The sequence below is a fragment of the Aeoliella mucimassa genome, assembly GCF_007748035.1.
Taxonomy (GTDB): Bacteria; Planctomycetota; Planctomycetia; order Pirellulales; family Lacipirellulaceae; genus Aeoliella; species Aeoliella mucimassa.
This window is the reverse complement of record NZ_CP036278.1, coordinates 3,059,806-3,072,158: the sequence shown is the minus strand read 5'-3', so window position 1 is coordinate 3,072,158 and position 12,353 is coordinate 3,059,806. Positions and strand designations below refer to the sequence as shown.

Here is a 12,353-nt window from a genome sequence, read left to right as displayed (position 1 = left end):
CAGATGGCTGATCTGTCAAATAGCTCAAACGACTTAAGACTGGTAGTAGTCACTCCCGAAACGACCGTACTGGACGTTACGGCTGAGTTTGTGGCTGTTCCGTTGTTTGATGGCGAGAAAGGTATCGGCCGTTTGCATGCTCCCATGATCGGGCGTTTGGGATATGGACCACTTCGCTTTCGATTCGGCGGCGAAACCACCGTCTACTACGTGGATGGTGGGTTTGTCCAAGTACAGGACAACGTGGTCTCGATTCTCACGAATCGGGCACTGGCCACCGATCAAATCGATCTGGTAGGCGCTGACGAACAGCTTGTCGACGCCATTGCTCGCAAACCTTCGAATGACGAAGAAATGGCCATTCGCGACCGCCTGATCCTGCAGGCCCGCGCCCAAAAACGCTTGGCCAGCAAGTAGTCGTCGATTCGTTGCTGCTTATCTGATCTCGCGTTCTCACAGCAAACAGTGCGGACTGTTTGCGCTGCGGCGTATGCTGGGTATCTTGGAGTATCGGCAGTTTCACTCTCGTCCGAGCTTTCACCATGCCTAAAAAAGTGTTAGTGAGCGGCTGTTACGACTTGCTTCATGCAGGCCACGTCGCCTTCTTCGAAACCGCAGCCAAGTACGGCGAACTCCACGTTTGCATCGGCTCAGATGACAACATCCGCTTGCTCAAGGGGCATGCTCCCAAATTCAGCCAGGACGAGCGACTCTACATCGTGCAGTCGATCTCCCACGTCTCTCACGCCAGAGTATCATCGGGCAGCGGGATGCTCGACTTCGAGCCCGACTTACGCGAACTAAAGCCCGACTACTTTGTGGTCAACGAAGATGGCTCCACTCCAGCGAAACGGGCGCTGTGCGAAGAACTTGGAGTAGAGTTTGTCGAGCTACCACGCACCCCGAAGGAAGGTCTGCCGGCACGCTCATCAAGCGGCATCAAGGCGACGCTGAACCTGCCATACCGGCTTTGCCTGGCTGGCGGCTGGATCGATCAGCCGTGGGTCAGCGAAATCGCCCCCGGCTCGGCCGTCGTGGTTCAGATTGAACCGACGGTGGACTTCAGCCTCCGCAGCGGCATGGCCACCAGCACGCGCCAACACTGGCAGAAGCTTGCTGCGATGGGGACCACGACAGATGATCATGGCGAACTGGCTCGCTTGCTGTTTGGTTACGAGAACCCTCCCGGCACCCAGTACGTGGCCGGAAGCCAAGACGCGATCGGGCTCACCCACGCTGGCATAAATCGACTCGACTACGATGGAGAATACTGGCCACACCATATTGAAACGTGCCGAAGCCAGGAGGTTTGTGATTGGTTGGAGCAATCGCTGGCTATTGTCCCCCTCTTTGAACGTCCGGACGGCTACGATCCCCTGAGACAACGGCATTTGCTGCCTGAAATCGTTCGACGACTCGGGAATGCAGGTCGACGGTGCTACGAAGCAATTGTGCAGCAGGACATCCGAGCTTTTGGCAAAAGCATGACGGCAACCCACGATGCCTGGCGTGACTTATTGCCAGAAACGACGAATCCTGAGATCGACAGCATCCTGAATTCGTACAACAACCAAGGATACGGCCGCATTACCAGCGGCTGTGGCGGAGGTTACATCTTCGTTGCTACCGAAGAAGACTTACCAGGCAGTTTCCGGATCAAAGTGCGAAACTAGACGCCGCGTAATCCAAGGCCGGCCTAAATGGCCTCGGGGCCTCGTTCCCCCGTGCGAATTCGGATGCAATCATCCATCGGCAAAACGAAAATCTTGCCATCACCGATCTCGCCAGTTTCGCCGGTACGCCCACCACGAATAATGGCGTTGATGGTTGGCTCCACGAAGTCTTCGTTCACGGCGATTTGCAGTTGCACCTTGCGGAGCAAGTTCACCGAAATCTCGTGGCCGCGATAGACTTCCGTTTGCCCTTTTTGCCGCCCGAATCCCTGCACATCCATGATCGTAAGCCGTACTACTTCCACCTCAGAAAGTTCGGCTTTTACGTCTTCCAGTTTGCTCGGCTGAATAATGGCAAGGATGAGTTTCATAGGGAGGGAAAACAAGAGTGGTGGGGAATTTGAGGCAGTGCTATTCGCACTATTCTATCCACCTGAGGGGGGAGATGCCAACGGCACCTTGCTACTATTGCAAAACGGGGAGTCCTAGATTGAGGCTCCCTGATCGAAAACCCGCCAAATCAAGGGAAACGTAGCGGAATCCGATTTCGGTAAACTCTTGTACCAGCCATTCCATGAGTTCTCGCTCGCACAACTCAGCAATCGCATCTGTAGGTACTTCAATGCGTGCGAGGTCACCTTCGTGGTAACGCACTCGGCACTCACGCAAGCCAAGTTGATGTAGGATTTGTTCAGCCTTGTCTATCATTTTGAGTCGCTCAGGAGTTACCTCCTGTCCATAGGCAATTCGACTAGCCAAGCATGGGCTGGACGGTTTATCCCATACCTCCAAGTTCCAGTACTGCGCCAATGCTCGCACGGCATTCTTGTCGAGCTTACACTCCGCCAGCGGGCTGCGCACCGTGGCCATTCCGGCAGCAACAAGGCCAGGGCGATAGTCCCCAAGATCTTCTAGAATGGTTCCATTCACTAGAGTCTTTATTCCATGAGCTTCAGCGTAAGCTCCCATCACGCGGTAAAGCTCTGACTTACAGTGAAAACACCGATCGGGAGCATTGGCAACGTAGGCCGGGTCGTTAATCTCTGAAGTCGATACTTCGACATGTTCGATGCCGATCTTTGATGCAACTTCGCGTGCATTAGCAAGTTGTTCTTCGGCCAGAGAAGGACTAACACCAGTAATAGCAATGGCCTGTTCACCGAGAGCAATCTTGGCAGCGATTGCTACCACAGCACTATCAACACCGCCAGAATAGGCAATGGCACAGCTTTCGTACTCAACGATGTGGTTGAGCAACCGCTCAGCGAGCAATTCCGGAGCAATAGAATCAGCGTTTACCATAGTCGCGACAGATTGCCTTTCAAACTCTAAGGAACTTCGCTCTGGCATGGGCCTAAACCTCCTGTTGCAGAATCTGCCTTGAATGAGAGGGTCCAGTAAAGCCTGGCTGCGTGCGATACGTGATACTATTAGAGCAATTAAACCTAAATGTTAGAAAAATAACAGCTAGTCTCAACCAAAAAACACGAATCGATGCTTTTCACTACTATTCTGCTATCTAAACGTCCAGAACAGAAGCGTCACATAAGATCGAAATGGAACTTCTGCGTGATTCGATGTTTGCTGTGCGCACTACGGCAGATGGGGAGGGCGAGGATCCTGCAATTGCCGCAATTGGTCTCTTAATTCTGCAGCTTCCTCATAGCGTTCCTCGGCAATCGCCTGCTCAAGTTGCTGGCGGATTTGGTCGACTGGGTCTCCCGATTCGTCCTCGTCGCTTTCTTCTCCACTCTTAGAAAGTAGGTCTTTTCTCCACCGTCGTAAGAACTGCAATTCGCTCAACCGATCGGCGTGTTCCTCCTGCCCGTAGTCCACGAGAAACTCCTCCAGCCCACGAATACCCGAGTCGATCACATGGATCGCTGCTTCCCACTCTTCCAAATCCGCCAGTGGGGTGGCGACAGCACGGGCATGCATCATGGTGACATAAGGACGCCATTGGTCAAACTGTAGTTTGTCGCGATCATGCTTTGCATGGTTTCTCACAAATGCAAACAACTGGAGGTTGCGTGTGGTATCGCGTGCACACAGTTCATAACGTCCCAAATGCCAAAAACTCAAATATCGATGATAATACTGCACGCCTTCTCGCAGTAGTTCAGCACAGTCTTCGGGTTGAAGCAAGTACCTCGCAGAATCGGGATTCTGTTGGTCATGAGCTAGCTGTTGTTTTTGGTGATACTCGAGCCACGATTCGCAATCGTGAATTCTCTTTCCATCCGGGCGGCCATCGACGTACATTTGAAGAATTCCAAGCTCCAGGCGAAGCTGAATCCGTTCTTCCCCGGCTTCAGTCGTAATGGAACGAACCGTGACATCGTCTGGCAGGAATTCCCAGTCACGAAGAATCGGATCAATATCGGGCGACACGGCGGGCTCTCAGTTAACAGCGATGCAAAACAAGCTAAAACAAGCGGACAAATGCCCTATAAATGGTCGTAAATTATAGCGGATTCTTCTCCACTCGACCAAAGGCGATTTGTACAAGAATCATGTCCTTTCTCAAGTTTTCCTGATCGCTAGCTACTTATTTTTCGGCTACCTGGCTGGTTTTAGGTGTCGCCGAAACTACTCACGACTACCTTACAACAGTCACCTAGGCGAGTGGATTCTTCGCTACTCTCAGCTAGTGACAGAAGTAATTGCTTGAAATGATAATCTTCCCCGCATTGTGGTTACACCTGCACGATCATCTCATTGATCCAAGGCTGAAATCAACAGATGTTTTCAAGCAATGGCTAGCCTTCCCAACTGACTAGGTGCTGCCCACCGAGAATGTTGCAGAACATCTAAGCGAACTTTGAACTTCACGCTTCTTGCCAATAACGCATACAATGCTTGCTTTTGATTGATCTCCAGAAACCACAGGTCTGCGATAGTAAATGGCCAAAACATCTTCAAATATCAAGGTTCGACGATGGAAAAAATCGGATATCCCCAGCATCGTGGAGTGTCAAAATGCTGCGTATCCTCACATTGACCGTGATAGCTTAAGCGACTCACGTAAGCTCGAGATGCAACTCGACACGTTCCCTGAGGGACAGTTTCTGGCCGAGATCGATGGGAAAATAGCCGGGTATTCTACGTCGCTGATCGTGCTGCTGGATGACGATTCCCCTTGGTACTCCTACAACGAGATCACCGGTTGCGGCACGTTCAGCACCCACGATCCCAGTGGCGATACATTGTATGGCTCCGACATCGCCGTTCATCCCGACTATCGTGGACAGGGAGTTGCCGGCAAGCTCTATCAACGACGAAAAACACTACTCAAGCGTTTGAACCTGCGTCGTATGGTAGCCGGTGGGCGAATTCCAGGCTACGCCGAACACTCGAAAAAGCTATCGCCACAAAGATACATCGAATTGGTCAAAGCGGGCCAACTGAAGGACATGGCTTTATCGGCTCACTTAAAGGCTGGCTATGACGTGAAGAGCGTGCACTATGCCTACCTGAGCGATGGCGAAAGCATGAACTACGCGACCTATCTGGAGTTTGAAAACAAAGCGTTTGATCCTGCCAAGCGGATGATCGCGGCTTCGCCCATTAACCGACCGGTGCGAAAAATGCGTGTCTGCGCGGCACAGTACGAAATTCGGCCGATCACAAGCTGGGAGCAGCTGGTGATGCAAGTAGAGTTTTTTGCCGAAACAGCCGACGAATACCATTGCCATTTTCTTTTGCTTCCCGAGTTGTTTACCGCTCAACTTTTCAGCATGCTCCCCCCCGATATGGACTCGCTACATGCGGTACGCGAGGTAGCCAGATATCACGAGAAATACCTGGAACTGTTTACTGAACAAGCAACGAAACATGGACTTCATATCATTGCCGGCTCACACCCTGTTGATGTAGACGGCGAACTGCGAAACATTGCTCATTTATTCACTCCGGCTGGCAAAGTCTATACACAAGAAAAAATTCACATCACCTCGGTCGAGCGACACTATTACGATATTCAACCTGGCGATAAGCTTCGTGTGTTCGATACTCCGATGGGACGCATTGGTATTTTGATTTGCTACGATGTGGAGTTCCCCGAGCTAGCGCGTCTACTCACAGTAGCCGGCATCGACGTGCTGTTTGTTCCGTTTGCTACCGACGAACGCAAAAGCTACCATCGCATTCGCTACTGTGCTCAAGCGAGAGCCATCGAGAACGTCATCTATGTGGTGATTGCCGGTTGCGTTGGCAATTTGCCTCAGGTTCGTAGTTTTCTGGTAAATTATGGTCAGGCAGCCGTTTGTACGCCTTGCGACGTGGCATTTCCCAAAGACGGCATTATGGCCGAGGCCGATCCTAACTGTGAAACGGTCGTCATTGCAGAACTGGACCTCAACGATCTCGCTGTGCAGCGAGATCTCGGTAGCGTCAAACCACTGCAAGACCGCCGAAACGACCTTTACTCCTTGCATTCGCGAGTTCCAGTTGAGGTAATCTACACCTAGGCCTGTTCGGTGGAGCGGTTTATTCGAATAACGTTCGCCAAACCAGTCTTAGCATCATCACGTAGGCATTATCCCACGCCTGCGGGCGGAAGAACGTGACCGGCACATTCGGCGCACCGAAAAACGGCCGCAAGAGCCACGCCAACTGAATGGCAACCAGTGCGTAAACCGTCGCCCACAGCACCAGCAGTTTGCGCCAGCGCGGATTGCTGGCAATCAGCGGGCGACAGTGCCAACGCAGAATCGCTTGCCCGGCAATGCCAGCGACGCCAAACAGTAGAGCGCTGCTCAATAGTGCGATGTCGTATTCCGTCGTCGAGGCATACACCACTAGTGTTAGCGGCGCGAGCGACGACAACGTCACCGCCAACCCCGCTTGAGCTGCAGCCAACGCTCGTACCATCGGACCAAATCCAGCCCGCAAGCCGACCAGGCTACTGAACACAAAGAAGGGTGGCAACGTCAACGCAAACGACCCGCATAGCAAGATCGGCACTTTGATCGCCGAGTAGGTCATCTGTAGAAGCCACTGCGACTGCCCGGTGAAACCTCGGTAGGAGCCCATCGACGCGCCAAAGACGAAAGCAAACACAACGATGCAGACCACCAGCCGGGGCAGGGCGGTTTGCCAACGTTCCGCGTCGGTGGTCCACTCGGCCCGTCGAAGCACATCGTTGGCGTTGTGAATCAGGCGGGCGATGGGTCGGTGGACCTGCTTGAAGATCAAGGGTACCGAGAACATCAACCACCACCTAGCACGAAGTTCACCAACGTATGGAATACTTCCGTAAAGAAGTTCGATTCCCGCGCCCGAAAGAACGTGAACGGCATATCGGGTGAGCCGATAAAGGGGCGCAACACCCATCCCATTTGGGCACCCACCAACGAGAACAGCACAATCCAACAACGAAACACAATCTGCGTATGATGCCCTAAGGTTTGGCCTTCAGGCATGTCGAGTGCGCTATCGTCGATCTTGTTACTTGGTTCTGTCGCAGCTTCCTCGGAAGGTGTCTCGAGTTCAGACTCGTCTTGAGACTGCTCTTCAATAACATTCACAAACGGGCTGGGACTGCTAAACGCGGTAAGCTTGCTGATGGAGTTCACCACGCTCAGGCGATGGAGAGTTTGCAGCAGAAACAGCAACCCCAAGACGCCCGATACCGTAAACACAGCCACATTCAACAGCAAGATGAACGAGTAGCTGGTCGTCGTCAGCGAGAAGAACGCGACAATCGTTCCCATCGCAGCCAGCACGGTGATGTTGATTGAAAGCGAAGCCACCAGCAGACGCATCATGCCGAGCAGTGATAGCCGTGAGCCGACCAGCGCATTAAATACATACAGCGACGGAAGCGTGATAATCAATGTAAGTCCAAACAGCGCTGGCACTTTGATCATCGATGCCAACACTTGTAAGTACGGGCCGAAAGGATCGTCTATTCCGTGAGTTGGCGTTTTCAGTAGCGAGTACGACCCCATGCACAGGCCGTAAAACATCGACAGAATCAAGGCTACGATCGCTAAACCGCGAGCGGAGATCTGAAGCTGGTCGCTAGTAAGTTGCGAAGGGCGGGTCGCGTCGCCGCGCAATAGGCGGTCGAGCTCTCCCAGTTTTTGGGAGAGAAAGGGCATCGGTGATTTCATGGCAGGCGGGGCAGGGGGGCAGGTAGTGAATCTACAGTAGGCCTCGCCTATTCTCGTTCCGACTCTTGGTACGCCCAATACCCCAGTATGGTTCTGATATCTCCAAAAAATCTGCCAGCTTCTGCGGATAGTTATTCTGCCCCTGCTGGTCTCCAATATCCCTCCCTCGGAGCATCGCTAACGAATCACTTCGTAATAGTAAGTGCGCCAGGTGCCATCGATCTTGAACGTGCCATTCTCATTCACCGGCAACAATTCGTCGCGAGGAACCCCGTACAAATCCACAGGGCGCACACTCTTCGGCTTATCGCCCGCGATCAACACCAGCGATTGCACAGGCTCCATCAACAGCGGCGGACGGCCCTCGTTGATGAGTTGCGACCAATCGTCGTTGAACTCGCTGCCGGTTTGTTTCTCGCGAGCCATCGCGGTAATCAGAATATGCTTCGAGTCTTTCAGCTCCGCATTGTCCAGCGGAGTGAACAGCAGCGACACAAACGGAGTCGAAGTCTTCACCGCTACCGATGGCAAGCGAATCACCTGGTTCTCGGCGAATCCGATCACTCCCTGCGTTTTCGGCGAGCGGACCTCGACGATTCGCTCCCCATATCGCCAGACGAGTTCCCCGGTGGTCGAACGAATCGTCTTCGCTTCCACGTCGTGCAACGACTCGAATCCGGAGATCTCCGACTCCCCTTCCTCAAACTCAATGGTCACTCGTCCCGCGGCTAGCGCTGCAGGCGGGGTCACTCCCTTGCCGACTAGCTCTTTTGCGTCGTGTTCCCCACCAGCCAGCGATTGCCCCAGCACATCGCGCCCAGCGAACATCTCCTCGCTGGTCGCCCTTCGCAAGGCAATCGTATCGGCTTGGGCGATATGTCCGTTGTAGATCGCAAACGCCAGAGCAGGGAACTGACCAATGTAGTGCGGCGTGTTCGTTACGTACTTGCTTTGCTTCGGCCAACCATCGCCGATGCGTGTGTCGTTCATCATGAAGTGATAACTAGCATCCCATCCCTGCAGCCCAAGACCATAGAAAGCGACCAGCGGCGCTGCTTCCGCCTTCCAGGGGTTCGGCGGCATATGCGACCACTCACTGTACGAAAACGGGTGGTCTCCCACTTGAAACATCCCCACCGAAAGCAACCCCAGCCCGGGATCTCCCAAGTGGGTCTTCGTATTCACGTTGCCTTGCATGATGCGATGGCCACCTTCGCCGCCACCGAAATAGTTATGCCGATCGATGCTATCGCCCGCAGCATCGCAGTACAGATTAGCAAGACTCGCCCCAGGCCCTCCTGATCGCCAAGCGGTGGTAACCGTGACTCCTTGGAAGCCCGCATCGCGCATCTGCTGAATGCGGCGCTCGTAGTACTCGCGCTGAACATCGGTGAGGAACTCGATGTAATCACCACATCGGCGATCTTGCCCCGCGTACTCGTACAGCGGCCCATCGCTACCCCAATGGTAGGCGCCCATGAGTTCGAGTTCGCCCTGCTGCCAGTCATCTCCCTTCATGCTACGACCCCAAGTCTTGACCGCATCCTCCTGCGACCCGTATTTCTTGATCACGAAATCATGAAAACGTTTCCGCATGTCGCGCGATAGCCCTGGCATCTTGCCATCCTGCACGAGCGAATTAAACGTGTAGAAGAACACGTTACTTTCATTCTGCACTTCCATTACGGCTAGCGCCGGATCGTCTTTATAGGCCAGCCCGGTATAGGGATTCTTGTGATTCAGCATCGCCTCAAAATACTTCCAGGCCACGTCTTGGATGCGTCGATCAATGTTGATGTAATCGTTCGATACGATGGGCTCTTTTGTACCGTCGCGCGACGCGTCTTCGGCATCCAATTCAGCAAACAGATCATCATCAAGATCTTCCGAACGCAGGAATACCCCATGATGCGGGTAGACCACCGACCACGTGCTATAAATCCCCTGTTGCTTAAGTGCTGCAAACCACCGGTCGTAACGATCGACCCTCTCTGGATCGAGCTTCCCTTGATCGTCAAACAACCCGACCGCATTGATCACGGTATGCTGCCTAACCATGTTGATTCCATGCTTGCGGAACCAAGCAGCGGTTGCGTCCATTTGCTCTGGGGTATTCCCCAGCGGATGAGCACCTACTCCCCAGAACTTGCTCGGCTGCTGATCGTTCTCAAATCGCATCGCATCTTTATCGCGTTTGAGAAACCCGTGCTTACCAGCAGGAGCATCGATCAGCGCGCTCACGTCGATAATCGACTTCGGCGACAACGGATCGACATCCATCATCACCGGAAACCACTCATCGGGTTCCGCAGGGCCGTCCATCGCCACAGGCTTAGTGATGCCACTGGGAATGAACGGCACCGAAGTAAACACGGCGCAGTCGATACCACCATGGTTGGAGAGTTCGCTATCCATGCGTAAGGCCAACGAGTGCTGACCTTCGGAGAGTTCTACGTTGCCGATTTTCACCCAAGCGATAAATCGCAAATCGGGTTGATCGTTGCTGGCAATGTTCATCTGCCCTCGAGTATCGAGTGAGAAATCTACATCTTGCCAATCGCCATCGTCGATTTGGTAAGACAAATGCGACTTCACCGGATTCGCGCGGAGCCAGAAGGTATAGTCCCCAGCTTTGTCGATCGAGAAGTGCAGCTCGGCGGTTCCCTGTTTGTTGTTATCGAAATTCGTGAGCCAGCTTCCCCCCGAAAGAGAATCCTTTTTCACGTCGTCGTACCAATTGTTGTAAGTCACTCGCTTGTTCGTTGCCTTTTCGGCCTCCAACCACACGTAGCCGCTGCCATTGTCCCCACGAGCGGCAGGCAACAACGTAACGATCAGAAACGGGAGGGCGATAAGTACTTGCAACTTGGTACGAATCATCATTGAGCTCCTAGGTACAAAATCACGACCACAGGCACCGATGCTATCCCTAATACTACTGCATAGAGCGCCCACAAGGGAAACATCGCGTAGAACCGAAGCCGCTGGCCCAGTCGTTCGACCATTTCAGTCGCCGAATTGGCAAACGACTCGATGCGCGCGGAGTACTGATTTAGCCCTGCGAGAGCACGAAGCGTCGAGCGGGTCGCTTCGTTTTCCCTCTCTTCAGGCGACTTGCTTTTGCCGAGTCGAGTTACCAGGCTCGAGACCGCCGACCCAATCGTCCGCCGGTAAGCCCACGAGATCGGGCCCCCCAACCGGCCAAATGCCGACCGCACCGCCCGCTGGAGCGCCGGATCGATCACTTTGCGCTCGACCTGTAGTAAAAGTTCGCTCCCACTGGGCAAACGTACTTCGGCATTGCCAAGCTTCTGGTAGTCGTCAGCAGCCTTGCGGGTGACATCGAGACTACATACCAAGATGCCCTGTATGTTCTTCAGCCCTGCGCGAATCACTCGGAGCACTCCCAGCGCACCTCCAAACACCACGGCCGCCAGCAACGCGTACACGCTGCAGACCAGCCAAGGCAGAAGCGACAGTTCGGCATAGCTACGCATCAGTCCACAAGCAATGGTTGCCAGCAAAAGGACCCAGCCGATCGTCTTCAACACTTTTCGAATAGCCCCGGGCACGCTGATTAGTTCCACCAATTGGTCCACCAGGTCTTCGGTGCGATATCTAGAGAAATCGATTTCGGCCAAAGGCTCCTTGGCTGCCATGCTTAAACTCTCTTCTGAATCCATTTGCGTTCTCGAATTATCAAGTAAGGGACACAGCCGAGTGAACTTGCTCGCGTTCGTTCGACTGCTCCAAAGCACTGCCCATCTTAAGTAGGACGTCAGTCGGCAATTACTATCCTATTCAAGCTAACCTTTCCAGCTGCTCACCCAATCCGACCAATACCTTTCGCTTCCAGACTCGGACGGGATAGATTCCCACCGTTCACGAATAGATTCCCAATTTTCCCACCGATGGGAAAATTGAATCTGTGCCCACGCTATAAAACCAGTGGTTTTCGACTGCGAATAGATTCCCATTCCCCAAAACGCATCGAGTGGGAATCTATTTTCGCGGCGGGTAACACTCGCAAGTCGTTTACCAGTAATGAGTTGCATCGACAGCTCCGCGATAGTTGCCCAAAATAGATTCCCATGGGTGGGAATCTATTTTGGGTTGGGAGTTAGGGGTTGGAAGTTGGGAGTTAGAAAGGGTAGTAGGGTGGGTCCAGGAGCTTCCAGCGACGCAGCCCCACCACCGCTTTACCAACGCGCGCAGCAGCGAACGCCCCGCAAGCAACCACTTGCCTGCGTGTTGCTAGTCGTCTGGCATGAAAACAAGCATTACATCTCAAACCTCCTTACACCTAGAAGCCAACAGCCTTAAACACCTGCTCATTAGAACACGTCCTGTGGCCAATTCCTAGCAAAAAGTCCGCTATACGCGCTGATTCGTCGCCGTGGATTCCCAAGTTGCCAGCCCGAGACGAGTGGCAAGATTCTCTCCGACTTCTCGGACCTGGCCCGGCCCAGCTTGCGTAATAGGGTCGCCGACGAGCGCCGGTCCCCTGGGGGCTCCCCACCGCATGGATGGATCAATGCACCCCTTTTTAGCCAGATTTCAGCCT

The 12,353-nt window shown here is 53.5% G+C and carries 10 protein-coding genes; 3 read left to right on the top strand and 7 right to left on the bottom strand.

From position 1 onward, the window contains the following. Positions 1 to 3: 3 nt before the first annotated feature. Both Pan181_RS12355 and Pan181_RS12350 read left to right on the top strand, forming a co-directional pair. Positions 4 to 417, top strand: coding sequence for a F0F1 ATP synthase subunit epsilon (locus Pan181_RS12355; RefSeq protein WP_145247125.1), 414 nt, complete (start codon positions 4 to 6; stop codon positions 415 to 417). A 125-nt stretch (positions 418 to 542) separates the two neighbouring features. Continuing rightward, complete coding sequence (locus Pan181_RS12350; RefSeq protein ID WP_145247124.1) at positions 543 to 1,673, top strand: adenylyltransferase/cytidyltransferase family protein; 1,131 nt, start codon at positions 543 to 545, stop codon at positions 1,671 to 1,673. Positions 1,674 to 1,696: 23 nt separating this feature from the next. Here Pan181_RS12350 and Pan181_RS12345 read toward each other — a convergent pair whose 3' ends face one another. The 3 genes from Pan181_RS12345 to Pan181_RS12335 form a co-directional block, all read right to left on the bottom strand. Next, positions 1,697 to 2,044 (bottom strand): P-II family nitrogen regulator, encoded by a 348-nt coding sequence (locus Pan181_RS12345; RefSeq protein ID WP_145247123.1) that lies wholly within the window; start codon positions 2,042 to 2,044, stop codon positions 1,697 to 1,699. A 94-nt stretch (positions 2,045 to 2,138) separates the two neighbouring features. Beyond that, positions 2,139 to 3,023 (bottom strand): ATP-dependent sacrificial sulfur transferase LarE, encoded by an 885-nt coding sequence (gene larE / locus Pan181_RS12340; RefSeq protein WP_231943827.1) that lies wholly within the window; start codon positions 3,021 to 3,023, stop codon positions 2,139 to 2,141. Between the two features lie 243 nt (positions 3,024 to 3,266). After that, positions 3,267 to 4,064 (bottom strand): UvrB/UvrC motif-containing protein, encoded by a 798-nt coding sequence (locus Pan181_RS12335; protein ID WP_145247122.1) that lies wholly within the window; start codon positions 4,062 to 4,064, stop codon positions 3,267 to 3,269. A gap of 575 nt (positions 4,065 to 4,639) precedes the next feature. Between Pan181_RS12335 and Pan181_RS12330 the strand changes: the two genes are divergently transcribed. Next, positions 4,640 to 6,142 carry a bifunctional GNAT family N-acetyltransferase/carbon-nitrogen hydrolase family protein gene (locus Pan181_RS12330; RefSeq protein ID WP_197529210.1) on the top strand — a complete coding sequence of 501 codons (1,503 nt, stop codon included), beginning with the start codon at positions 4,640 to 4,642 and terminating at the stop codon, positions 6,140 to 6,142. Positions 6,143 to 6,161: 19 nt separating this feature from the next. On the opposite strand, the gene Pan181_RS12325 is transcribed toward Pan181_RS12330, so the two are convergent. From Pan181_RS12325 to Pan181_RS12310, 4 genes are all read right to left on the bottom strand, one after another. Continuing rightward, the gene (locus Pan181_RS12325; protein WP_145247120.1) at positions 6,162 to 6,884 is read right to left on the bottom strand and encodes a hypothetical protein; all 723 of its coding nucleotides are present in this window, start codon (positions 6,882 to 6,884) and stop codon (positions 6,162 to 6,164) included. Next, positions 6,884 to 7,777 carry a hypothetical protein gene (locus Pan181_RS12320; RefSeq protein WP_145247119.1) on the bottom strand — a complete coding sequence of 298 codons (894 nt, stop codon included), beginning with the start codon at positions 7,775 to 7,777 and terminating at the stop codon, positions 6,884 to 6,886. Before Pan181_RS12320 ends, Pan181_RS12325 begins: the two co-directional genes overlap by 1 nt. Before the next feature lie 189 nt (positions 7,778 to 7,966). Then, positions 7,967 to 10,672, bottom strand: a complete 2,706-nt coding sequence (locus tag Pan181_RS12315; protein ID WP_145247118.1) for a hypothetical protein — start codon at positions 10,670 to 10,672, stop codon at positions 7,967 to 7,969. Further along, a complete protein-coding gene (locus tag Pan181_RS12310) occupies positions 10,669 to 11,448 on the bottom strand; it encodes a hypothetical protein (protein ID WP_145247117.1) in 780 nt (259 codons plus the stop codon). The genes Pan181_RS12315 and Pan181_RS12310 overlap by 4 nt, the downstream gene beginning before the upstream one ends. Between the last annotated feature and the right edge of the window lie 905 nt (positions 11,449 to 12,353).